General features: G+C 64.1%; 18 protein-coding genes and 1 tRNA gene. 12 read left to right on the top strand and 7 right to left on the bottom strand.

Annotated elements, in window-relative coordinates; translation table 11 throughout:
* Positions 1–249 precede the first annotated feature (249 nt).
* On the top strand, positions 250–2,484 hold the full coding sequence (locus AC6H0R_RS04050; protein ID WP_497580057.1) for an NADP-dependent isocitrate dehydrogenase: 2,235 nt from the start codon (positions 250–252) through the stop codon (positions 2,482–2,484).
* Positions 2,485–2,710: 226 nt separating this feature from the next.
* Here AC6H0R_RS04050 and AC6H0R_RS04045 read toward each other — a convergent pair whose 3' ends face one another.
* The 4 genes from AC6H0R_RS04045 to AC6H0R_RS04030 form a co-directional block, all read right to left on the bottom strand.
* Positions 2,711–3,943, bottom strand: coding sequence for a pyridoxal-phosphate-dependent aminotransferase family protein (locus AC6H0R_RS04045; RefSeq protein ID WP_497580056.1), 1,233 nt, complete (start codon positions 3,941–3,943; stop codon positions 2,711–2,713).
* A 95-nt stretch (positions 3,944–4,038) separates the two neighbouring features.
* Complete coding sequence (locus tag AC6H0R_RS04040) at positions 4,039–7,368, bottom strand: bifunctional diguanylate cyclase/phosphodiesterase (protein ID WP_497580055.1); 3,330 nt, start codon at positions 7,366–7,368, stop codon at positions 4,039–4,041.
* Positions 7,369–7,669: 301 nt separating this feature from the next.
* Positions 7,670–7,948: a DUF4212 domain-containing protein gene (locus tag AC6H0R_RS04035; RefSeq protein WP_497580054.1), complete on the bottom strand. Its 279-nt coding sequence runs from the start codon at positions 7,946–7,948 to the stop codon at positions 7,670–7,672.
* 109 nt (positions 7,949–8,057) lie between these two features.
* Positions 8,058–10,238 carry a malate synthase G gene (locus AC6H0R_RS04030; RefSeq protein WP_497580277.1) on the bottom strand — a complete coding sequence of 727 codons (2,181 nt, stop codon included), beginning with the start codon at positions 10,236–10,238 and terminating at the stop codon, positions 8,058–8,060.
* A 609-nt stretch (positions 10,239–10,847) separates the two neighbouring features.
* On the opposite strand from AC6H0R_RS04030, the gene AC6H0R_RS04025 reads away from it, so the two are divergent.
* The 8 genes from AC6H0R_RS04025 to AC6H0R_RS03990 all read left to right on the top strand — a co-directional run bounded on the left by AC6H0R_RS04025 (position 10,848) and on the right by AC6H0R_RS03990 (position 17,770).
* Entirely contained in the window at positions 10,848–11,543 is a 696-nt protein-coding gene (locus tag AC6H0R_RS04025) for a fumarylacetoacetate hydrolase family protein (RefSeq protein ID WP_497580053.1), read from the top strand.
* Between the two features lie 47 nt (positions 11,544–11,590).
* A tRNA-Thr gene (locus AC6H0R_RS04020) sits at positions 11,591–11,666 on the top strand.
* 393 nt (positions 11,667–12,059) lie between these two features.
* Complete coding sequence (locus tag AC6H0R_RS04015; protein ID WP_497580052.1) at positions 12,060–13,208, top strand: TRAP transporter substrate-binding protein; 1,149 nt, start codon at positions 12,060–12,062, stop codon at positions 13,206–13,208.
* Between the two features lie 66 nt (positions 13,209–13,274).
* Positions 13,275–13,907, top strand: a complete 633-nt coding sequence (locus AC6H0R_RS04010) for a TRAP transporter small permease subunit (RefSeq protein ID WP_497580051.1) — start codon at positions 13,275–13,277, stop codon at positions 13,905–13,907.
* Positions 13,904–15,256, top strand: a complete 1,353-nt coding sequence (locus AC6H0R_RS04005) for a TRAP transporter large permease (protein WP_497580050.1) — start codon at positions 13,904–13,906, stop codon at positions 15,254–15,256. The genes AC6H0R_RS04010 and AC6H0R_RS04005 overlap by 4 nt, the downstream gene beginning before the upstream one ends.
* A gap of 15 nt (positions 15,257–15,271) precedes the next feature.
* Entirely contained in the window at positions 15,272–16,606 is a 1,335-nt protein-coding gene (locus AC6H0R_RS04000; RefSeq protein ID WP_497580049.1) for an amidase, read from the top strand.
* 13 nt (positions 16,607–16,619) lie between these two features.
* On the top strand, positions 16,620–16,787 hold the full coding sequence (locus tag AC6H0R_RS03995) for a hypothetical protein (protein WP_497580048.1): 168 nt from the start codon (positions 16,620–16,622) through the stop codon (positions 16,785–16,787).
* Entirely contained in the window at positions 16,763–17,770 is a 1,008-nt protein-coding gene (locus tag AC6H0R_RS03990; protein ID WP_497580276.1) for a 2-hydroxyacid dehydrogenase, read from the top strand. The genes AC6H0R_RS03995 and AC6H0R_RS03990 overlap by 25 nt, the downstream gene beginning before the upstream one ends.
* 43 nt (positions 17,771–17,813) lie before the next feature.
* Here AC6H0R_RS03990 and AC6H0R_RS03985 read toward each other — a convergent pair whose 3' ends face one another.
* Complete coding sequence (locus AC6H0R_RS03985; protein WP_497580047.1) at positions 17,814–17,966, bottom strand: hypothetical protein; 153 nt, start codon at positions 17,964–17,966, stop codon at positions 17,814–17,816.
* A gap of 60 nt (positions 17,967–18,026) precedes the next feature.
* Positions 18,027–19,244 carry an MFS transporter gene (locus tag AC6H0R_RS03980; protein ID WP_497580046.1) on the bottom strand — a complete coding sequence of 406 codons (1,218 nt, stop codon included), beginning with the start codon at positions 19,242–19,244 and terminating at the stop codon, positions 18,027–18,029.
* Between the two features lie 203 nt (positions 19,245–19,447).
* On the opposite strand from AC6H0R_RS03980, the gene AC6H0R_RS03975 reads away from it, so the two are divergent.
* The 3 genes from AC6H0R_RS03975 to AC6H0R_RS03965 all read left to right on the top strand — a co-directional run bounded on the left by AC6H0R_RS03975 (position 19,448) and on the right by AC6H0R_RS03965 (position 23,306).
* The gene (locus AC6H0R_RS03975) at positions 19,448–20,308 is read left to right on the top strand and encodes a sterol desaturase family protein (protein ID WP_497580045.1); all 861 of its coding nucleotides are present in this window, start codon (positions 19,448–19,450) and stop codon (positions 20,306–20,308) included.
* Positions 20,309–20,538: 230 nt separating this feature from the next.
* A complete protein-coding gene (locus AC6H0R_RS03970) occupies positions 20,539–22,650 on the top strand; it encodes a protein-disulfide reductase DsbD family protein (protein WP_497580044.1) in 2,112 nt (703 codons plus the stop codon).
* A 38-nt stretch (positions 22,651–22,688) separates the two neighbouring features.
* Positions 22,689–23,306 carry a redoxin domain-containing protein gene (locus AC6H0R_RS03965; RefSeq protein WP_497580043.1) on the top strand — a complete coding sequence of 206 codons (618 nt, stop codon included), beginning with the start codon at positions 22,689–22,691 and terminating at the stop codon, positions 23,304–23,306.
* A 26-nt stretch (positions 23,307–23,332) separates the two neighbouring features.
* Here AC6H0R_RS03965 and AC6H0R_RS03960 read toward each other — a convergent pair whose 3' ends face one another.
* Positions 23,333–24,370, bottom strand: a complete 1,038-nt coding sequence (locus AC6H0R_RS03960; protein WP_497580042.1) for a GlxA family transcriptional regulator — start codon at positions 24,368–24,370, stop codon at positions 23,333–23,335.
* Positions 24,371–24,377: the final 7 nt, after the last annotated feature.

Raw genomic sequence — 24,377 nt, 5'->3', positions numbered from 1 at the left:
AGATGGAGTCGCGGCGCTATAATGCGAGCCTCGGAAAGTCGCTTGGGAGTCGTGAGGCGCCGCGGAGGCAGACTGGCCGCGGGCGTGCCGGAAGTGGCTGCGCACAGGGCGGGAGACAGTCGCGACTAAGCTGGCTCTCCATGCCGGGCCCGCGTTCTCCATGTCTTTCGGCGCGATGGCGCCCACGGGCTGTCCCCGTTCGCGCCATCGTTCGATCCGCGCACCCAGACCATGAGGGAGAAACAAGCAATGTCGCAGCAGCCGACCATCTTCTACACCATCACCGACGAAGCCCCGATGCTGGCGACCGCCGCCTTTCTGCCGGTGGTCCGTGCCTTTACTGCGCCCGCCGGCATCAAGGTCGAGGAGGCCGACATCTCGTTGGCCGGCCGTATCCTGGCCGAGTTCCCCGAGTTCCTGACTGACGACCAGAAAGTGCCCAACACGTTGGCGGAGCTGGGCGCGCTGACGCTGCAGCCGGACGCCAACATCATCAAGCTGCCCAACATCTCTGCTTCGGTGGGTCAGTTGAAGGCTGCGGTGAGGGAGCTGCAGGGCAAGGGCTACAAGGTGCCGGATTTCCCGGAAGACCCGAAAAGCGAAGAAGACAAGGCCATCAAGGCGCGCTACTCCAAGTGTCTGGGGTCTGCGGTGAATCCGGTGCTGCGCGAAGGCAACTCTGACCGCCGCGCGCCGCTGGCGGTGAAGAACTACGCGAGGAAGCATCCGCACTCGATGGGCGAGTGGAAGCAGTGGTCGCGCACTCACGTTTCGCACATGCATCACGGCGACTTCTATCACGGCGAGAAGTCGATGACGCTGGACCGCGCGCGCGACGTGAAGATGGAGCTGATCACCGCGTCCGGCAAGACCATTGTGCTCAAGCCCAAGGTTGCGCTGCAGGACGGCGAGATCATCGATTCGATGTTCATGAGCAAGACGGCGCTGTGCGAGTTCTACGAGAAGGAGCTCGAGGACTGCCGCGAGGCCGGCATCCTGTTCTCGCTGCACGTGAAGGCGACGATGATGAAGGTCTCGCACCCCATTGTCTTCGGTCACTGCGTCAAGATCTACTACCGGGATGCTTTCGAGAAGCACGGCAAGCTGTTCGACGAGCTGGGCATCAACGTCAACAACGGCATGGTCGACCTCTACGATAAGATCAAAACCCTGCCGGAGTCCCAGCGCGACGAGATCATCCGCGACCTGCACGCCTGCCAGGAGCACCGCCCCGAGCTGGCCATGGTGGATTCCGCCAAGGGCATCACCAACTTCCATTCGCCCAATGACGTCATCGTCGATGCTTCGATGCCGGCCATGATCCGCCAGGGCGGCAAGATGTGGGGCGCCGACGGCAAGCCACATGACTGCAAGGCGGTCATGCCGGAGTCGACCTTCGCCCGCATCTACCAGGAGATGATCAACTTCTGCAAATGGCACGGCAACTTCGACCCGAAGACCATGGGCACCGTGCCCAACGTGGGCCTGATGGCGCAGAAGGCAGAAGAGTACGGCTCCCACGACAAGACCTACGAGATTCCGGAGGCCGGTGTCGCCAACATCACCGACCTCGCGACCGGCGAAGTGCTGCTGTCGCAGAACGTGGAAGCCGGCGACATCTGGCGCATGTGCCAGGTCAAGGACGCGCCGATCCGTGACTGGGTCAAGCTGGCCGTGACCCGCGCACGCAACTCCGGCATGCCGGCGATCTTCTGGCTCGACCCCTATCGCCCGCATGAAAACGAAGTGATCAAGAAGGTCAGGACCTATCTCAAGGATCACGACACCAGCGGGCTGGACATCCAGATCATGTCGCAGGTGCGCGCCATGCGCTACACGCTGGAGCGCGTCGCCCGCGGGCTCGATACCATCTCGGTCACCGGCAACATCCTGCGCGATTACCTCACCGACCTGTTCCCCATCATGGAGTTGGGCACCTCGGCGAAGATGCTCTCCATCGTGCCGCTGATGAACGGCGGCGGCCTGTACGAGACCGGTGCCGGCGGTTCTGCGCCCAAGCATGTGCAGCAGCTGGTGGAAGAGAATCACCTACGCTGGGATTCCCTGGGCGAGTTCCTGGCGCTGGCCGTGTCACTGGAAGAGCTCGGCATCAAGAACGACAATGCCAAGGCCAAGATTCTCGCCAAGACGCTGGATGACGCCACAGGCAAGCTGCTGGAACTCGACAAGTCCCCGTCGCGCCGCACCGGCGAGCTGGACAACCGCGGCAGCCAGTTCTACCTGACCCTGTATTGGGCCCAGGCGCTGGCCGCGCAGAGTGAGGATGCCGATCTGGCCGCCTTCTTTGCGCCATTGGTGAAGTCGCTGGAAAAGGGCGAGCAAAACATCATCGCTGAACTCAAGGAGGTGCAGGGCAGGGCGGTGGACGTCGGCGGTTACTTCCACGTGGATGCAGCCAAGTGCAAGGCGGTGATGTGCCCCAGTGCCACCTTCAATGCCGCGCTGGCCGAGGTGAGTGCCTGAGCGCCATGCCGTGAGGTGGTGGCGCTCCTGATGTGAGGGGCTGTCGCAAGAAACGCCGGGCGAGTCCCGGCGTTTTTCTTTGTTGTTTGCGTGGGCCTTGCCTGACCTTCGGTAGCGGTGTCATCACGCGCACCGGATGCCCGAGGTGCGGGAGGGCTTGCAGCGTGATGGACGAAAAAAAAGCCACGGCATGCCGTGGCTTTTTGGTTGCTGCGGGGTGCGCCGATCAGGCGGCTGCAGTACGCGGGATATGGTGTTGTTGCGCAAACACGCGTTGGGCGGCAGTGATGGCAGCGCCCTGTTCGACGGCGACGCCGTTCGCGTCCAGCACCATTTCCATGGCCGACAGCGCACCGAGCACGTTCTCTTCGCGCGCCGAGTAGCCCATCAGGCCGAAGCGCCAGATCTTGCCGGCGAGCGGGCCGAGGCCGGCACCGATTTCGACCGAGTACTCGTCGAGCAGAGTGCGGCGCACCAGCTTGTCGTCCACGCCTTCCGGCACCCACACCGCGTTCATCTGCGGCAGGCGGGCCCCCTCGGCCACGACGAACTTCAGGCCCAGCGTGTCGAGACCGGCCTTGAGTGCTTCGTGATGACGCTGGTGGCGCGCCCAGGCGTGCTCCAGGCCTTCAGCGGCGAGCAGGCGCAGGGCTTCGTGCAGGCCGTAGAGGCTGTTGCCCGGTGCGGTGTGGTGGTAGGTGCGCTGACCGGCACTCCAGTAGTCGAGCACCAGGTTCAGGTCCATGAACCAGCTCTGCACGCGCGTCTTGCGCGCCTTGAGCTTGGCGATGGCGCGGTCGGAGAAGCTGACCGGCGACAGGCCCGGGGTGCACGACAGGCACTTCTGTGTGGCCGAATACACGGCATCGACACCCCAGGCGTCGATCAGCACCGGGGTGCCGCCGAGCGAGGTGACGGTGTCGACGATGGTCAGTGCGTCGTACTTGCGCGCGATATCGCACAAGGTTTGCGCATCGGACTGCGCGCCGGTCGAGGTCTCGGCGTGCACGAAGGCCACCACCGAAACCCCCGGGTTGGCTTTCAACGCATCTTCGAGCTTCTGCGGGTCAACCGGCTTGCCCCAGTCTTCTTCGACCACGATGGCGGTACCGCCACAGCGCTCGACGTTCTCGATCATGCGGCCGCCGAATACGCCGTTGCGGCAGACGATGACCTTGTCACCCGGCTCGACGAGGTTTACGAAGCACGCTTCCATGCCGACCGAGCCGGGGCCGGACATCGGGAAGGTCAGGGCGTTCTTGGTCTGGAAGGCGTAACGCATCAGCGTTTTGAGCTCTTCCATCATGGTGACGAAGATCGGATCCAGGTAGCCGATGACATCCTGTGCCAGCGCCGACTTGACCTGCGGATGCAGGTCGGACGGGCCCGGGCCGAGCAGGATGCGATGCGGCGGGTGGAAGGTATCGATGTCGAGCGTGGGCTGGACGGCGAGGGACAAGGCGGCACCTCGATGGTGGGTCGGAAAAGGCGCAGATTATAGCACTTGACGCATTGATTCGTTCGTGCGGTGCGAGGGTTTTGCAGTGCAATCGTTCAAGTCGTGTTACCCGGCTGCGCCAGCGCCAGTGCCAGGAAGTCGTCGGCCGGGCGTGGCTTGCTGAAGAAGTAGCCCTGTAGCTCGTCGCAGCCCCGCGACAGCAGGAAGGACAGCTGTTCGGGGGTTTCCACGCCTTCGGCGATGGCCGTCATGCCGAGGCTGTGCGCCATCTGGATGATGGCGGTGACGATGGCTTGATCGTTGCGGTCCGCCGCCAGGTCGCGCACGAAGGACTGGTCGATCTTCAGCTTGTGCACGGCAAAGCGCTTGAGGTAGCTCATCGACGAGTAGCCGGTGCCGAAGTCGTCGATGGCCAGCAGAAAACCGGCCGAGCGCAGGGCGTGCATGGTCTGCATTGCGGTTTCCGGGTGTTTCAGCGCGATTGCCTCGGTGAGTTCGAGTTCGATCTCGCTCGGCTCGGCGCCGCTCTGTTCCACGGCCTGCGTGATCGAGCTGACCAGATCGCTGCGCGAGAACTGAGCCGCCGACAGATTCACCGCCACCGTCATGTTCTTCAGCCCGGCTTCGCGCCAGTGACGTGCCTGTGCCGCAGCCGTACGCAGCACCCAGTCGCTGATGCCCACGATCAACCCGCCGGATTCAGCGATGGGTATGAACTCTGCCGGTGAGACCTCACCCCATTCCGGGCTGCTCCAGCGCAGCAGGGCTTCGGCGCCAACGATGCGGTTGCTGCGCAGGCAAAGCTGAGGTTGGTACACCAGCCGCAGTTCGGCGCGTTCGATCGCGCCATGCAGGGCTGACGCCAGTGAAAGTGCACGCGCAGTGTATTGCTGCATCTCTGGCGAGAAGAAACGGAAAGCGTTGCGACCGTCCTGCTTGACGCGATACATCGCTGATTCGGCATTGGCGAGAAGTTCTTCGAGGCTGTCGCCATCGGCTGGGTAGGCCGCCAAACCCACCGAGCCGCTCACGGTGAGGTTGCCCTCGGGCAGCGGAATGGGCTGCTGCAGCGTGGCGAGCAGCTCGGTCGCGATATGTACTGCCTGCTCCTGACGAACGCCGGGCAGGATCAGCAGGAAATCGTCGCCGGACTGGCGCGACAGCGTGGCATCGTCACCTAGGGCGGCGCGCAGCCGGTTGGCTACCTCGCGCAGCAGTGCATCGCCTACAGCGTGGCCGAGCGAATCATTGACGTTCTTGAAGTTGTCCAAGTCGAGCCAAGCCACGGAGATGGTCTGGCCGGTCTGCCCGACGGCCTCGGCGAAGCGGCGTTCGAGTAGGCTGCGGTTGGGCAGGCCCGTCAGCTGGTCGTAATCGGACAATTGCTCGATGCGTTCCAGCGTTTCCTTGCGCGCAGTGATGTCTTCCTTGTGGGCGATGTAGTGCATCAGGGTGCCATCTGCGCTGCGCAGGGAGTAGACGGTGGCCGCCTCGATGAACTCTGTGCCGTCCTTGCGGCGGTTGATGAACTCGCCTTGCCAAGCTTCGCCGCGAGCGAGCTGCGCCCACATCTCGGCATAGGTGCTGGCCGGCGTGCGGCCAGATGCGAGGAACTTCGGTGTCTGCCCGACAGCTTCTTCAGAGCTGTAGCCGGTCATTCTGCAGAAGGCTGGGTTGACGTATTCGATGCGCTTGTCTGGGTCGGTGATGATCACCGGAAAGGGGCTCTCCGACACGGCTGAGGACAGCCTCAGGATCGTGTGGCGCTGGCGTCGGCGCTGGATGTTCTGCCACAGCGCATCGCCAAGCACCTCGAGCGTACGCAGGTCGCGCGGCCTGTACGGCTGGGCCCGGTCAAGCACGCACAGCAGCATGCGCGGGCGGTGATCGTCCCAGACCGGTACCAGTACAGCGCGCTCGCGTGCAGTGTAGAAGGCGGCCATGCAGGGCGGCAGCTGGCGCAATTCGTCGGCGCGCAGCACACGCGGTTGGCGGTTCATCAGCGCCTCGCCGCTCAGTCCGGCCTCGGCCAGCAGGCATGGTGGCGGCAGGCGACCGCTGTGGGAAAGTGCGCCCAACTGCAGGCTGCGCCCGTCCTCGCTGACCAAGAAGACTGCGGCGAAGCGACTGTCGGTCAAGAGCATGGCGTGCTGAGCGCCGTGTTCGAGCAAGGCCTCCTCGTCGCTGCGGTTGGCTTCATCCGAGATGCGTAGCAGCGCGTCGTTCAGACGCGCCTCGTGCTCCAGCGCCTGCTCCTGTTCGACCATACGGGTGATGTCACGCGACAGCACGAGGAAGCGCGTGAGTTCATGCTCCACAGGGTCCAGACGTGACACCGACAGCTCGAAATGCCTCAGCCCGCCGTCCTGCGGCAAGCAAATACGCACGCCATGGGCGTGGCCGACCAGTGCGGCATTTTTGATGGCGCTCAGTGTCTTGCTGGCAGCGTCCGGTGGTAGGAGTTCCGTGACGCTGTGGCCTATCAGCGCGGAGGGTGTGCCGACCAGCTGTTGAGGGTCGCTGGCATGGATCGACAGGTAGCGGCCGGTTTCATCCATCTCGATCAACAGGTCTGGCAGGGCTTCGATGGTGGCCTGCAGCTGCTGACGGGAAAGCGCAAGCTCGACGAAGGGGCGCTGCACGTTCTCGACGAACATCGCGCGGTACAGAAAGGCGTAGGCCACCACCTTGTAGAGATGGCCGAGCAGGTTGTAGAGGTCGCCGACATCGGCATACAGAGTGAACAGAAATTCGCTCATTGCCATCGCCGCGGTAGCGGCGAAGAGTCCACTGGCATGCCCCTGACGAGGGTGTAGCGTCTGTAGCGCGAAGCGCGCTGATGCTGTCAGGTAAAGCGCGATTAGTGCGTATTCGAATCCAATCTTGAGGGGCGTAAGGCCGAGGCCCTCAATGAAGGTGCGCGGCATGTGTTCCGGGAACAGCAGGAAGGGCACATGCAGAGCCAGCACCGCAGCCAGCACGGCTGCGAGCGCCGCGCTGCGCGATGGGCCGTGCCGTTCGGCCGGAGTGAAAGCAAGGATCAGCAGTGCAATGGCGGCCAGGGTGCGTGCAGCCAGCCAGAAGTTGATCGACTTCTCTGCGCCGCCGGGCGTAACGAAGTCCGGCATGCCCCTGAATGAAAGGGTGTGTGACAGATCCAGGAGTGCGACTCCGAGAAACAGGCAGGACAGCCACAGCATCCCGGACGAGCCAATGTGGCGATGGGTGTTCCAGCCAATGGCGAAGACCAGCACCGCGACGGCGATGGCGCCGACCTCCAGTGCCGTGTGCAGTGGCAGGTAGTTGGCGAGGCCGCGGACGATCTCCGGTTTCGGTAGCAGCGGGACCAGCATGAGCACGATCACCAGCAGCCCGGTGGCGCGTAGGGCGGAACGTACTTCGTCGATATGGCTCGGGTGGATCATGGTGCTGACCGCGCATTAGGTGCTTTTGAAAACTATATCCGAGACCATTTCACGGGCGCAGTCTTTGCGGTGGAAATCCGCCTGTTTGCTGAGATGAATCAAAAAAAACCCCCGGTATGTCTACCGGGGGTGCAAGCACGCGGGCAAAAGTCCGCAGTGGAAGTGGTTGGTGACTCTTCGGCATGCGTGGAATCCGGTTTCGCGTTGTGGCGCGGGGTGTTCTCGGAGAACCACGACTGAAGCATCGTGGTTCAGAGTATGTTTGTCGAAACTTACAAGAGCCTTAAGCCGCGAAAGATTTTCAGGCGGCGTCGTGTTGCTGCGCGCGAGCATGGCGGCGATCAAGGCGATTCATCAGTCGGGCATGAATGCCGATGATGAGCAGGAACAGGATGGGGGCACCCTGGGCAAAGATGTAGAACGCCAACGGGACGCCGAACAGGGTGTATTCGTTGATCTCGCGTGCGAACAGGGCTGTGCCCAGTACGAGCGTGAGCCACAGCAGCAGCAGTGCGCCGGTGAGCCGGCAATTGCGTCGCCAGTGACTGCGCAGGGCTTCGGTGTCCGTACTTTTGTGCATGGCGGCAGTTTCCTTCGGTGTGCGCCGGGCTGCAACTGCTTTGTCGGAAATGAAAAACGGCGCCTTGATGGGCGCCGTCTGCCGTGTGGCAAATCTGGGCAAGTCCGGATCAGTGCGCGCCTTTGGCGACCAGGCGCCAGCGGTGCAGCAGCGGCTCGGTATAGCCGTTGGGCTGGACGCAGCCTTTGAAGATCAGCTCGGACGCGGCACGGAAGGCAATCGAGTGGTCGAAGTCATCGCTCATCGGACGGTAGGCCGGGTCGTTGGCGTTCTGCCCGTCTACCACAGCGGCCATGCGGCGCAACACATCGCGCACTTCCTGCTCGGTGCACACGCCGTGTCGCAGCCAGTTGGCGATGTGCTGGCTGGAGATGCGCAGCGTGGCGCGGTCTTCCATCAGGCCGACGTCGTTGATGTCGGGCACCTTGGAGCAGCCCACGCCCTGATCGATCCAGCGCACGACATAGCCGAGGATGCCCTGGGCGTTGTTCTCCAGCTCCTGACGGATCTCGGCGGCACTCCACTCGGGCTTTTCCGCCACCGGAACGGTGAGGATGTCATTGAGCAGTGCGTCACGCTCGGCGGCGTAGTCGCACTCGTCCTCCATCTGCTCCTGCAGCGAGGCGACGTCGACCTCGTGATAGTGCCATGCGTGCAGTGTGGCCGCGGTGGGTGAGGGTACCCAGGCAGTGTTGGCGCCGGCCTTGGGGTGCACGATCTTCTGTTCCAGCATGGCGGCCATCTTGTCCGGCATGGCCCACATGCCCTTGCCGATCTGGGCCTTGCCGCGCAGACCGCAGGCCAGGCCGGCGATGACGTTGTGGCGCTCATAGGCGGCGATCCAGGGCGTGCCCTTCATGGCCGTCTTGCGGATCATCGGGCCGGCTTCCATGGCGGTGTGGATTTCGTCGCCGGTGCGGTCGAGGAAGCCGGTGTTGATGAAGGCCACGCGTGACTTTGCCGCGGCAATGCAGGCAGCGAGGTTGATCGAGGTGCGGCGCTCCTCGTCCATGATGCCCAGCTTGATGGTGTCCTGCGGCAGGCCGAGCATGCGCTCGACGTGGCTGAACAGCTCGCCGGCAAAAGCCACTTCGGCCGGGCCGTGCATCTTGGGTTTGACGATGTAGATGCTGCCGGCGCGCGAGTTGCGGCGCGATTTCAGATCGTGCAGCGAGATCAGGCTGCCGACCACGGCATCCAGGATTTCTTCCGGAATCTCGCTGCCGTCTTCGAGCCGCACGGCCGGGCAGGTCAGCAGCGAACCGACATTGCGCAGGAACATCAGCGAGCGGCCATGCAGCGTCAGCGTGCTGCCGTCCGGTGCGACGTAGTCGCGGTCGGCGGCCAGCGTGCGACGCACCGATTGGCCGTCCTTGTCGAAACTCGCCGTCAGCGTGCCCTGCATCAGACCCAGCCAGTTTCGGTAGGCCAGTACCTTGTCTTCGGCGTCGACCGCGGCAATCGAATCCTCAAGGTCAACAATGGTGGTCAGCGCGGCCTCGACGATCACGTCGCTGATGCCGGCCGGGTCGCTGCGCCCGGTCTGGGTGTCGCGGTCGATACAGATCTCGATGTGCAGGCCGTTGTGACGCAGCAGTACCGCGCTCGGCGCGTCAGCTTCGCCCTGGTGGCCGGCGAACTGAGCATTGTCGGTCAGACTGGTTTCCGAGCCGTCGGTCAGGCGTGCGATCAGGCGGCCGTCGCGCACCCGCAGCGACTGGATCAGTGCGTAGGTGCCGCTGGCCAGCGGCGCGGCGCGGTCGAGCATCTCGCGCACGCGCGCCACCACTTTCTTGCCGCGCACCGGGTTATAGCTCGCGCCGCGTTCGGCGCCATCGGTGTCCGGGATGGCGTCGGTGCCGTACAGCGCGTCGTACAGGCTGCCCCAGCGCGCATTGGCGGCATTGAGTGCGTAGCGCGCATTGGTCACCGGTACGACCAGCTGCGGGCCAGCGAGACGGCTGATTTCGTTGTCGACGTTCTGCGTGCTGACCTTGAACGGCGCGGGCGCCGGGGCGAGGTAGCCGATGGATTGCAGAAAACTGCGGTAGGCCGCCATGTCGCGAATCGGGCCGGGATGGGCGCGATGCCACTGGTCGAGCTCGGCCTGCAGCCGGTCACGTTCGGCAAGCAGCGCACGCACGCGCGGCGCAAGCTCGTGCGTGAGCGTGCTGAAATCCTTCCAGAACTGCTGCGCATCGATGCCGCTACCCGGCAGGGCTTCGGTTTCAATGAAGCGGTGCAGGCGCGCGTCGACGGCCAGTTGTTGGCATTGGATGGAGGAAGTCATGGTGGCCTCCGTGTTCTGGAAGTGGTTGGAGGTCGGGTCGGGTGTAGGTGCCGCTTCGGCGGCTTGTTCGGGCTGTCGGTCGAGAATCATTGAGCGCTCCAGTCGATTGCGAAAACGATGAAATCGACGGGGATGCGGGTCGGCCCGGGTGTGACGGCCGACCTTCCCCGTATCGTTCGCGGCGCGCTGCTTGCGAAGGTCGTCCGCAATTCCGCACTGCAGATGCCGGGGCGTACCCTTTCAGGGTCGACCAGGTCTTGTAAAAGATACAACACCCAGGGTGGTGGGAAATGTCTTTTTAGGGGAATGTTTGGTGCGCTGCAATATAGTATTTATACGTACACCATGCGTGAGTGCGCACATTCTGTGAGGATGGCTGCAATCATTGATTCAGCAATAACAGTGTTTTGGGTTCTGATTTCGGCCTTGAGGTGGTCTGCTTCGCGAGATTTGACTCATCTATAAGAGTTCTTGTGCTGCGATGCGCAAAATTCGTAAGGCAGTTGTCAGTTTGCGCGGGCGACTGTGTTTTTGCGCACAATGCGGAACCAGTGCGAATGGGGATTGCTGTTCGCACGACCGGAATGACTTGCGCTGAAGGAGTGCAGCATGGGCGACGACACCGACTACGTTTTCCCGCCGTGCAAACGGCCCGACCTGCCTGTGCGAGGTGATTCGAAGCGTTTCCCCGTCCACCGCATCTACTGCATCGGGCGCAATTACGCTGCCCATGCGCGGGAGATGGGGCATGACCCTGATCGGGAACCGCCGTTCTTCTTTCAGAAAAGCCCCGACAACATCCTGTCCGGAGCCGATTTTCCTTACCCGGCAATGAGTACGGACGTGCAGTTCGAGTTTGAATTGGTGGTCGCGCTGGGCGCAGGCGGCCGCGACGTCCCGGTCGATCGGGCCCTGGAGCTGGTCTTTGCTTACGGCGTAGGTCTCGACATGACCCGCCGCGACCTGCAGGGCGAAGCCAAGAAGCTTGGCCGGCCGTGGGATGCGGGCAAGGCCTTCGAGCACTCTGCGCCGTGCTCCGAGCTGATCCCGGTGTCCGAGATCGGCCACCCCGATCAGGGCAGGATGGTGTTCAAGGTCAATGGTGAAGTGCGTCAGAGCGGCGACCTCAGGCAGATGATCTGGAAGACGGCCGAGCAGATCTCGATCCTGTCGCGTTTCTTCACGCTGCAAGCGGGCGATCTCATCATGACCGGTACCCCGGCAGGCGTAGGTGCCATCGTGCGTGGCGACGTGCTGGAAGGCGAAGTCGAAGGGGTGTGCGGCATCCAGCTGAAAGTCGTCTGATGCGTGGTTGATGCGGCAGGCCGGGTCGGGTATATTTGCGACCCTTCGCTGCTGTAGCTCAGTCGGTAGAGCAACTGATTCGTAATCAGTAGGTCACCAGTTCGATTCCGGTCAGCAGCACCAGAACAAACGCGGCACCCGTTTCGGGTGCCGCGTTTTTCATTTCCGGTCATCTCCAGCTTACGCGGTGCTGACATGGCAGATGCGTGAAGCAGCATCCGGCCTTTCCGTACAGTCCGCGATATCCACAATTGCCGTCCTCCGTAGCGCAGGAATACCCTGCATCAGGCCCTTGTATACAGGCATAAGGCGTGCTTATGCGGTTGCCGGGTCGGGCAGTCGGAGGACGCGATCCGCGTGCTTTCCCGGGATGGCTTTGGGTGGCAGTGCGGAGGTTTCCTCGGTACGTAATGCGGACAGAAAAACAAAGCAGGATCAAGCGTTTCGTCCGTATTGCGGTCGGAGCAATTGATGACAGCAGCACCCTTTCGCAGTACATAAAAGGAGGAGATGTAAATGGAGACCGAAGTCAAAACTACCCAGGCCGAGCCGGTGAAGCAGCCCTCGCGCCGCAAGTTCCTGACCACCGCATCGGTCGGTGCCGCGGGTGCCGCGATCACCGGGTTCCCGATGATTGCCGTTGCTCAGTCGCCGGTCGTGCTGAAGATGCAGGGCGCGTGGGGCGCCAAGGACGTCTTCAACGACATGGCCGAAGAGTACGTCAAGCGTGTCAATGAAATGGCCGAAGGCCGGATGCGCATCGACTATCTGGTCGGTGGTTCCGTCGTCAAGCCGTTTGAGGTCATGGATGCGACGTCCAAGGGCGTCATCGATGCCGGTCACCAGGTGGCTGTGTACTGGTACGGCAAGAGCAAGGTCGCGTCCCTGTTCGGTTCCGGCCCGGTGAGCGGTTGTGATGCCGCGCAGACGCTGGCGTGGATCCACAAGGAAGGTCAGGTCTTCTATGACGAGCTGGTCAAGAAGCTCAACCTGAATGTGGTCGGCTTCTTCGCGATGCCGATGCCGACGCAGCCGCTGGGTTGGTTCAAGAACCCGATCAAGTCGGCCGCCGAGCTCAAGGGCTTCAAGTACCGCACCGTGGGTCTGGCTGCGGATCTGATGCAGGAAATGGGCATGCGCGTAACCCAGCTGCCGGGCGGCGAGATCGTTCCGGCAATGGAGCGTGGCGTGATTGATGCCTTCGAGTTCAACAACCCGACCTCGGACCGTCGTTTCGGCGCCCAGGACGTGGCCAAGAACTACATGATGGGCAGCTATCACCAGTCCATGGAGTTCTTCGAGATCGTCTTCAACAAGAAGAAGTACGACGCGCTCCCGAATGACCTCAAGGCCATCCTGAAGTACGGCGCCGAGGCGGCTTCCACCGCCAACTACGCGCTGGCGATGGATCTCTACTCGTCCGATCTGCAGGCGCTCAAGGAGAAGGACAAGGTCAACATCATCCGTACGCCGCAGGACATCTTCGACGCGCAGATCAAGGCGTGGGACGTGGTGACCGAGCGTCTGATCAAGGAAGACCCGTTCTTTGCCAAGGTCTGGGCGTCGCAGAAGGATTGGGCCAAGCGCGTTGGCTACTACCACTTCTTCAACAACGCCGACTACAAGGCCGCTTACGAGCACGTCTTCGGCAAGCTCGGTTTCTGATCGAGTACTCGCATCAACACGGCGGCGGCCTTCGGGCTGTCGCCGTGTCTCGCGGAGTGGCACTGCATGTTGATCCAAACCCTGTTGCATGGCATTGACCAGATTTCCAAATCGGTTGGCCATGCCTTTGCCTGGTGCATCGTCGTCCTGACGCTGGGCACCTCTTATGAAGTTTTCGTCCGTTACGCGCTCAACGACCCGACAAGCTGGTCGTACGACATGAGCTACATCCTCTACGGGGGATTGTTCCTGATGTCGGGTGCCTATGCACTGTCGCGCGGGGCGCACGTGCGTGGTGACGTGTTCTACCGGCTGATGCCGCCGCGCGTGCAGGGCAGTCTGGAACTGTTCCTGTACATCATCTTCTTTTTTCCCGGCGTGATCGCGCTGTGCTACTCGGGCTGGTCCTACGGCATGGAGTCCTTCCGCATCGGCGAGCGCAGCGTCAACAGTCCGGTCGGCGTGCCGATCTGGCAGCTCAAGCTGATCATTCCGGCTGCGGGCGGCCTGCTGGTGTTGCAGGGCATCGCCGAGGTTCTGCGCTGCATCATCTGCATCCGTACCGGCATGTGGCCTGAACGGCTGCATGACGTGGAAGAAATGGAAGCAACCGTGCTCAAGAACGCCAAAGAGCATGGACATGAAATCGAAGCCGGCGGGACCGCCCGGCTGAATGAAGGCACGGGAGCCAGCAAATGACCGATCCGCAAATTGCCCTCCTGATGCTGGGTGGGTTCATCTTTGTCATCCTGTTGGGCTTCCCGATTGCCTTCACGCTGATCGCGATGGGCGTGGGCTTTGGCTACTACGCCTACTTCACCCCGGATCAGGCGTTCTTTGATAACCGGGTGTTCTACCTGCTGACCCAGAACACCTTCAGCGTCATGAACAATGACGTGCTCACGGCGATACCCCTGTTCCTCTTCATGGGGTACATGGTCGAGCGATCAAACATCCTCGACCGCCTGTTCTTGAGCCTGCAGCTGGCCTTCCGCTTCGTGCCGGGCTCGATGGCGATTGCTGCGCTGGTGACGTGCTCCCTGTTTGCCACGGCCACCGGCATTGTCGGGGCGGTGGTGACGCTGATGGGTCTGCTGGCTTTCCCGGCCATGATGAAAGCCGGTTACGACCGCAGGCTGTCGGCCGGGGTGATCGCGGCCGGTGGCACGCTCGGTATCCTGATCCCGCCCTCGATCATGCTCATCGTCTACAGCGCAACCGCGGGCGTTTCGGTGGTCAAGCTGTACGCCGCGGCGCTGATTCCGGGCATGTTGCTGGCCAGCCTGTATGGCGTGTATATCGTCACCCGCGTGTTGATCAACCCCTCGCTCGCGCCCAAGCTGCCGCCCGAGCAAACCGAAGGGGTGTCCGTGCTGCGCATCTTCCTGCTGATGCTGCAGGCGGTCGTGCCGCTCGCGACGCTGATCCTGGCAGTGCTCGGCTCCATCCTGTTCGGTCTGGCCACCCCGACCGAGGCGGCCGCCATCGGCGCGTCCGGTGCCATCCTGCTGGCCGCGGCGTATCGCGCGCTGAGCTGGGATCGGCTCAAGGAGGCGGTGTTCCTGACTGCGCGCACCACGGCCATGGTGTGCTGGCTGTTCGTGGGTTCGTGGACCTTCTCGTCGGTGTTCTCCTACCTCGGCGGCGAGCACGTGATCGAGACCTTCGTGCTCGGGCTGGACCTGAACACCATCACCTTCCTGCTGCTGGCTCAGTTGATCATCTTCATCCTCGGCTGGCCGCTGGAATGGAGCGAGATCATCATCATCTTCGTGCCGATCTTCCTGCCGCTGCTGCCGCACTTCGGCGTTGATCCGCTGTTCTTCGGTATCCTGATCGCCCTCAACCTGCAGACGTCCTTCCTGACACCACCCATGGCGATGGCGGCGTACTACCTCAAGGGGGTCGTGCCCAAGGGAAGCATCGAACTGGTCGAGATCTTCAAGGGGTGCATGCCGTTCCTGATGCTGGTGTTCGTGGCGATGGCCCTGGTCTACATCTTTCCGCAGCTGGTGTACTGGCTGCCGGACCTGTTCTACGGAAATTGAGGCATAACGAAGCATATGGAAGGACTTAACTGGTTGTCCGCCCGTCAGCTTGCACAGGGTATTCGTGACGGTGCGTTCAGTTCGGAGGACGTGGTGCGTGCGTGTCTGGCCCAGATCGAGGCCCGCGAGCCAGAAGTGCAGGCCTGGGCTTACCTCGACACCGAACATGCGCTGACCATTGCGCGAAAGGCCGACAAGTGGCGTAGCGAAGGCAAGCCGCTGGGGCCGTTGCACGGCGTGCCGGTGGGGGTGAAGGACATCATCGACACCGCTGACATGCCGACCGAGGACGGCACCGCGCTGCACTCGGGCCGCAGCCCGCACATCGACGCCAAGATCGTCGACGTGCTGCGCGCTGCCGGCGCGGTGATCCTGGGCAAGACGGTGACCACCGAGATGGCGACCATGTCGCCGGGCAAGACGCGCAATCCGCACAACCCGGAGCACACACCGGGTGGGTCGTCGAGCGGTTCGGCGGCGGCGGTTGCGGCCGGCATGGTGCCGCTTGCGCTGGGCACGCAGACCAATGGTTCGGTGATCCGGCCGGCGGCCTTCTGCGGGGTGTTCGGTTTCAAGCCGACCCGCGGGCTGGTTTCGTGCCGCGGCATCCTGCAGCAGTCTCCGCCGCTCGATCAGGCCGGTTGCTTTGCCCGTTCGGTCGAAGACATCGCGCTGATCGGTGAGGTCATCGCGGCCTACGACGAGTACGAGCCCGCCATGCGCCCTCGCGCGGCCATCCCGATGCTCAAGGTGTGCGAGGAAGAGCCGCCGCTGACGCCCACGCTGGCCCTGATCCGCACGCCGTGGTGGGATCAGCTCGACGAGGACGTGCGCGAGGGCTTTGGCGAGCTGGTCGCTCACCTGGGCAATCAGGTCGGCGAGTTCATCCTGCCGGAGTCGTCCGCCCAGGTACTGGACTGGCACAAGACCATCATGGAAGCCGACATCGCGGCCAGCTACGAGACCGACTACGAGCGCGGCAAGGACAAGATGTCCGACACCCTGCGTGCGCAGATCGAACGTGGCCGTGCGACCACGGTGGTGGACTATCGCCGTGCCGAAGCGCGCATCGAGCCGATCACTGAATCGCTCGACGAAGTCTTCGACCGCTTCGACGCCATCATCACACCCGCCGCGCACGGCCCCGCGCCGCACGGGCTGGAGTCCACCGGCAACCCGCAGTTCTGCACGCTATGGACCTTCTGCGGCATGCCGGCCATCAACCTGCCCTTGCTCAGCGCCGGCAACGGCCTGCCGGTGGGGGTGCAACTGGTCGGGCGTGTCGGTGACGACGCACGGCTGTTGCGTACCGCGCGTTGGCTTATGGCCTCACTGGCGTCAGCCGAATAAAGGAGAACCTCAAATGGCCTTCAAACTTTTCGCGGGTTTGCTCGGATTGGTCGCACTCTCGGCCTTCCTGCTGCCGCCGCTGTTCAAGATCAAGGAGATCGCGATGATCGTCGTGGTCGCGATCGGCATCGGCATGGCCGCCTATGAGTTCTATGAATCCATGCGCAGCAAGGAGGACTGACCATCAAACCGAAGATCCTCGTCGCGCGCCAGGTGTTCCCCGAAGTCATCGAGCACCTCGCGCCGCATTTCGACATCGACTACAACGACCGCGACGCCGCGTTACCGGCCGATGAACTCAAGGCGCGGCTGGCCGACAAGGCCGGCGCCATCACCATGCTGTCGGACCGTATCGACGCCGCGGTACTGGCCGCCGCGCCCGGCGTGAAGGCCGTGTGCAACGTCGCCGTCGGCTACAACAACTTCGACCTGCCGGCCATTACCGCGGCGGGTGTGATGGCTACCAACACCCCCGGTGTGCTCAACGACACCACCGCCGACACGGCCTGGGCGCTGATCCTGTCGGCCGGCCGCCGCATCGTCGGCGCAGACCGCTGGGTGCGCGAAGGGCAGTGGAAGGGCTGGAAGTTCCGTGACGACTGGCTCGGTTCGGACATCCACCACGCCACGCTCGGCATTCTCGGCATGGGCCGCATCGGCCAGGCCGTGGCGCGTCGCGCGCTGGGCTTTGACATGCGGGTGATCTATCACAACCGCTCGCGACTCACGTCCGAGCAGGAAGCGGCCTGCAAGGCGAGCTGGGTGGAGCGCGACACGCTGCTGGCTGAAGCCGACTTCCTGGTGCTGTTGCTGCCGTATTCGCCGGCCACCCACCACGTCATTGGTGCCGCCGAGATCGCACAGATGAAGCCCTCCGCGCATCTCATCAACATCGCGCGCGGCGGCATCGTCGATGATTCGGCATTGATCGCTGCCCTGCAGAGCAAGACCATCGCCGGGGCCGGGCTGGATGTCTTCGAGAACGAGCCGGCGCTCGACGAGCGCTACTTCGCGCTCGACAACGTCGTGCTCACGCCGCACATCGGGTCCTCCACCCGCGCAACGCGCTTGGCCATGGCCATGCTGGCGGCGGACAACCTGATTGCCGCGTTGTCGGGCAAGCAGCCGCCGACGCTGCTGAATCCGGAAGTGGTGCAGCGCTAACCTGCCTGCATGCTGAGGGCTCTGTGCCGATCGCGCGGAGCCCTCAGTAACTTCCGCGCTTGACCAGCAAGCCGGCCGCCTGCCATTCCACCACGCCGTCACTGATTTTGAGTTGGCCGCGCGCTGCGCGCATCTGGACGCCTGCATCCGGGCGCGAGCAGTTTTCGAGCACTTCCAGGCGTTTCGGGCTGGACACGGGGCTTGCTGATGCGGGCGGCTTGCTCGACGATCAGCGCTTTGCTCCCGCGTGGGTTCATCAGGCGTCTTTCGGAATGCCTGTGGAGGAGGCCGCGCGTGGTGCAAGCGGCCCACCCAGCCACAGTGCGGCCGCTGCGACCAATGCGATCAGCGGCAGCATCGACAGGTTCAGTGTGGCCCAGCCAGCCGAGTGTAAAAGCTTGCCGGCGAGCAGCGAGCCAATGCTGACCAGCGAGAAAATCAGTAGATCGTTGGTGCCCTGCACCTTGCCGCGTTCGGCTTCGGAGTGAGCGGAGGTGAGCAGGGCGCTGCCGCCGATGAAGAGAAAATTCCATCCGACGCCGAGCAGCACCAGCGCCGTCCAGAACAGCAACAGCGTGTTGCCCAACGTCGGCGTAAGCGCTGCTAGCGTGAGTAACGCGCAGCCCGCGAGCAGCACGCGAGCGTGGCCGAAACGCGCAATCAGACTGCCGGTGAAGAAAGACGGTGCGAACATGCCCAGCACATGCCACTGCATGATGAACGCGATGTCACTCATCTCGAAGCCGGCGCTGCGCATGGCCAGCGGCGTGGCTGTCATCACTACGATCATGATCGCGTAGCCGGCAGCCGCGGCCAGCGCCGCGACGATGAAGCGCCGGCTCCGCGCGATTTCGGCCATCGGGCGTTGTGGGTCACCCGGCCGCGGCTCACCCGTGGGCGGCACGCGCAGGAAGGCGAGCAAGCCGATGGAAGCCAGCGCGAGCAGCGCAATCACCAGATACGGGCCGCCGGACGGCACGGCCGAAACCCAGCCCGAAGCCAGATTGGCGTTCCATGGCCCGAGAAAGGCCGCGACCACGCCGCCCGCCATCACAAAGGAAATTGCGCGCGGGCGGAAGGCCGCGCTGGCGACGTCGGCTGCGGCAAAGCGGTAATACATGGCGAAGCTCTGGTACAGGCCAAGCAGCAGATTGCCCAGGCAGAACAGCCAGAACGATTCCAGCGCCACGGCGCCAAACGCCAGTAGCCCACCTCCAAGGCCGCCGATGCTTGCGCCGGTGATGAAGCCTGCTCGGCGCCCGACGCGCTTCATGTAGAGGGAGGCCGGCAGCGTGGAGATCACCGTGCCAAGCATCATCATCGCGATCGGCAGGGTCGCCAGGCTTGGGTCTGGCCCAAGCGCACGGCCGACGAGGCCGCTCAGCGTCATCACGGTTATCGAGGCCACCATGAACAGCGTCTGGCTGATCACCAGAATGGCTACATTGAGGCGCTCGCTGAGAGTGGTGGTCATGCGGGGTTGTCCGGTGCTGAGTTGATTGGGTGATACTCCATCAACTGTTGGAGTGTAGTTGGCTCAACGCCCCTCAAGGAGAGGTGCTCATCTGGGGCAGTGCGATTATATTAGTATTTCCTTACGTACGGATTCCAACAAACATGGAGTGAAACCGTGGCGTCGCGAGAACGCGGTGATCGCGCTTTCAGGAGAAGGGTCGGATGAATCTGGAACAGTTGATCCTCGACAGCGAGCCGGCGATCCGCCTGGGGTTTTTCATCGGCGTGTTTGCGGTCGTCGCGCTGTGGGAAGTGTTCGCGCCGCGTCGCGCACTCACGCTCGGGCGGGCCATTCGCTGGGGGGCGAATCTGGGCATCGTCGCGCTCAACACCTTGCTCGTGCGTTTGCTGTTTCCGGCCGCTGCGGTGGGTGTGGCGGCCTTCTGCACAGCCGAGGGCTGGGGCCTGCTCAACCATTTTGCGGTGTCCCCGTGGTTGGCCGTGCCGCTGGCGGTGGTTGCGATGGATTTCGTGATCTGGCTGCAACACGTCATGGTGCACGCGGTGCCTGCCCTATGGCGCTTGCACCGCGTGCATCACGCTGATCTCGATTACGACGTGACGACCGGTGCCCGCTTTCACCCGATCGAGATCGTGCTGTCGATGCTCATCAAGTTCGCCGCCATCGCGGTGCTCGGTGCGCCGGTGGTGGCGGTGGTGATCTTCGAGGTGCTGCTCAACGCCACCTCGATGTTCAACCACGGCAACATGCGCCTGCCGGCAAGCCTGGATCGCGTGCTGCGTCGTGTCGTCGTCACGCCCGACATGCACCGGGTGCACCACTCGGTACACCCGGACGAAACCAATTCCAACTACGGCTTCAACCTGCCGTGGTGGGACCGGCTCTTCGGCACCTATCGCGCCCAACCGCGCGATGGCCATGAAGGCATGCGTATCGGTCTGGCGGAGTACCGCGACCCCCGGGTGGCCGACCGTCTTCCGGGCATGCTGATGATTCCGTTTCGTGACGCTTCCGACGCCGATGCCGCCGCGTCTCGCCCGGACCGCAACGGCACGCTCTGAGCGCGCGGCTTGCCTGAGTTCATCCACAGCGAGTGTGGATAAGCCTGTGGATAGACGCTGAGTTGGCGGGGCAAGTCATTGGCCGGGATGGATTGCCGACGATTGCGCACCGATCAGGCAGGCGGCCGGGCGATACATCCTTGGCCTGCTCAGGAACCCCAGCGAGTTGCGACACTCCATTGACGGGGCCAGACGCTTCATGCCCTGTCCGTCCGTCTTCCGGAGTTCGCATGATTCGCCGCATCGCCCTGCTTGCCGCCCTGATCCCTGCCTGCCTGCTGACATCGGCTCATGCGGCATTGCAAGGGCCACAGGTGGATACCCCGCATGTCTCGGCACGTCTGGTGGCCTCGGCCGAGGCCGTGGCACCGGGCGATACACTGACGCTGGGCGTGGCCAAGACCATCATTCCGAAGTGGCACACCTACTGGCAGAACCCCGGCGATTCGGGGTTGGCGACCACCATTGCTTGGGAGGTTCCGGACGGCGTCCAGGTCGGCGATATCCAGTGGCCGGCGCCCGAGCGGCACGCGCTCGGCCCGGTGACCAACTACGGCTACGAGGGCGAGGTCACGCTGCTGTCGCCGCTCACCGTGCCGACCGATGCCGAACCCGGCTCCATCATGACCGTGCGTGCGGCGGTGTCCTGGCTGGTCTGCGCCGACATCTGCATTCCCGAGGACGTCGAGCTGACGCTGGATCTGCCGGTGGCCGCGCAGACGGCTGGCGCCGGGCACCCCGCGATTGCCGCGGCGCGCGCACGGCTGCCGCAGCCCTCGCCTTGGGGGGCGCGCCACGCGGTGGGAGAGGCTGAGGTGCGTATCGCGGTCGACACCGGCGTGCTGCCGGATGGCGCCACCGACATCTGGTTCTATCCGCTGGACTGGGGGCGCATTGATCACTCCGCGCCGCAGAGGCTGTCGCGTACGGCCGACGGTATCGTGCTGGAGGCGCCGCGCGGGCAGGCCCCCGCGCGCGATGCGCCGCTGACCGGCGTGCTGGTGATCCGCGAGAACGCTGCAGACGGCCCGCTGACGAGTGCCTTCGAGCTTGCTGCACCGCGCGTCGAGACCGTTGCAGAGGGGCAGCCGGTTGCTGCGGCTTCCGGTTCAGGTGCGCCGTCTATCGGCCTCGGCCTGGCGCTGCTGTTCGCGCTGGCCGGCGGCCTGACCCTTAACCTGATGCCTTGTGTCTTCCCGGTGCTGGCCATGAAGGTGCTGGCGCTGGTGCGCACCGGCGGCGACGCGGCCAGCGTACGCGGCCACGGGCTGGCCTATCTGGCTGGCGTGTTGACCAGCTTCGCTCTCCTGGCCGTGGTGGTGCTGGCGCTGCAGCAGGGCGGCGCACGGCTGGGCTGGGGCTTCCAGTTCCAGTCGCCTGTGTTCGTGGTGATGGTGGCGTGGCTGTTGTTCGCGGTGGGGCTCAACCTCTCCGGGGTGTTCACGATTGGCGGTGGTCTGGTGGGCTTCGGCCACGCACTGACCACGCGCGGCGGGCATTCCGGCAGCTTTTTCACCGGCGTGCTGGCGGCCGTGGTCGCCACGCCCTGCACGGCACCCTTCATGGGCGCGGCCATCGGCTTTGCGATGACGCAGCCGCCGCTCTCCCTGCTGGCGATCTTCCTTGCGCTTGGTCTGGGCCTGGCGATTCCCTTCGTGGTGCTGGCCTTCCGCCCGGCATTGATCGCACGCATGCCCCGGCCGGGCCCGTGGATGGAGCGTTTCAAGCAATTCCTGGCCTTCCCGATGTACGGCGCGGCGGTGTGGCTGCTGTGGGTGCTGGCGCTGCAGGCCGGCGCCAGCGGTGTGCTGGTGGCAGCCGGCGGCATGCTGGCGATTGCGCTGGCAGCCTGGCTGTACGACGCCACCTGGCATGCCGGCGCGCGTCTGCGCCGCAGCGCTCAGCTGGTCGCAGCGGCGCTGGTGGTGGCTGCCGTAGCGGTCGGTACCGGGCTCGCGACGCAGCAAGCGCGTACCACGCAGGCTCAGGGTGCGCTGCTCAAGCACGAAGCGTGGACCCCTCAGCGCTTCGATGCGCTGCGCGCCGAAGGGCGGGCGGTCTTCGTCAACATGACCGCGGCGTGGTGCATCACCTGCATCGTCAATGAGCAGGTCGCGCTGGAACGCAGCGAGGTCGCAGCGGCTTTTGCCGAGCGCGACGTCGCCTACCTCAAGGGCGACTGGACCAACCAGGATGCCGCCATCGGCGAAGTGCTGGCGCGCTTCGGCCGCAGCGGTGTGCCGCTGTACCTGTACTACCCGCCGCAGCGCGATGCGCAAGCCGTGGTGCTGCCGCAGATTCTCACCCCCGACATCGTGCTGAACGCGCTGAATGGCGTTTAGGCGATGGCGATTTTTCCCGCAAACCAAGGAGTGTTCCGATGATGATTCGCCCCCTGATAGCCGCCGCGCTGGCGGCCGGTTTCCTCGCCCCGCTGGCGGCCGTGGCCGCTCCCGAAGTCGGCAAGCCGGCACCGGATTTCAAGGCCGTCGCGGCCGATGGCAGCACCGTGGAACTGTCGGCGCTGCGCGGCAAGACCGTGGTGCTGGAATGGACCAACCACGACTGCCCCTTCGTGCGGAAGCACTACAACAGCGGCAACATGCAGACCACCCAGGCCAAGGCGGCTGAACATGGCGCCGTGTGGCTGCAGGTGATTTCGTCCGAACCCGGCTCGCAGGGCCACGTCAGCGGCGAGCAGGCGCGCAAGCTCAATACCGAGCGCAAGGTCACGGCGGTGGCCAGCACGCTGCTCGACGAGCAGGGCACGGTCGGTCGCGCCTACGCCGCGCAGGTCACGCCGCACATGTACGTCATCGACGCGCAGGGTGTGCTGCAGTACATGGGTGGCATCGACTCCATCGCCACCGCGCGTGAAGCCGATATCCCCAAGGCCACCAACTACGTGGTCGAGGCTCTCGACGCCATGAAGGCCGGCCAACCCGTGCCGAACCCGGTGACGCGCGCCTACGGCTGCACCATCAAGTACGCCTCGTGAGATGAATGACCGCAGGGCAGGCGCCGTCAGGCGTCCGGCCCGTGCGGGAACTGCAGCGCCCGGCGCACTGCGCCGAAGCGCCTGCGGTATTGCGCCGGCGTGAGCCGTACCTGCCGTCGGAACAGGCGGCTGAAGAAGCCGGGGTCTTCATAGCCGACTTCGGCGGCCACGTCCTCCACCGGCGCGTCGCCGGTTTCGAGCATGTGCTTGGCTTCCTCGATGCGCAGGGTGTGCACGTATTCGAGCGGCGACATGCCGGTGGCCTCGCGGAAGCGGCGCTTGAACGAGCGTTCCGGCAGGCCGGACAACTGCACCATGGCGGCCACCGGCGCGTGGTCGCCGTAGTGTTCGGCGATCCATGTCTGGCAGCGCGCGATGGCCGCGTCGTCCACCTGTCGTGAGCGTGCCAGTCGTGCAAACGGTTGCTGACCGATGCTGTGCCAGTCAATCAGGTGGATGCGCGCCACGCGCATTGCGGTTTCCACATCCACCGTGCGGGCGATCAGATACAGCGCCACATCCAGCCACGAGGTGCCGCCGCCGGCCATGATCAGACGGTGGCCGTCGCCCGACACCACCAGCGTGCGCTGTGGGTGCACTCGCACCGCCGGGTGACGTTCGCGCAGCACGTCGCACCAGGCCCAGTGGGTGGTGGCGTCGTGACCGTCGAGTAGGCCGGCCTCAGCCAGCAGCATGGCGCCGGAGCAGGAGTTGGCAATGATCGACCCGGCCTGGTAGCAGAGCCGGATCCACTCGATTTCCTCGTCGAAGCGTCCGGTCAGGATCTCGCCCGGTACGACATTGACCTCCGGCACGCACACGATGTCGGGCGGCGGGGTGTCGGCCATGGCGGCGTGCGCTGTGATCTGGATGCCGTTGCACACCGTGACCGGTGCGGTGCCCCGCGCAACGATCTTCGGGCGCATGGCGTGCTCGCCCGGTTGGCCATCGACGATTACGCCCCAGTCGTGCCCGGCGGACATGAACAGGTCGTACATCGAGTACACCACCGAGGCCGAGGTTTCGGGAAAGGCGAGGATGGCGACGGATACCGGAGTGCTCATGGCCGAA

This window comes from Pseudazoarcus sp. NS36 (assembly GCF_059703705.1).
This window is presented reverse-complemented; position numbering and strand designations above follow the sequence as displayed.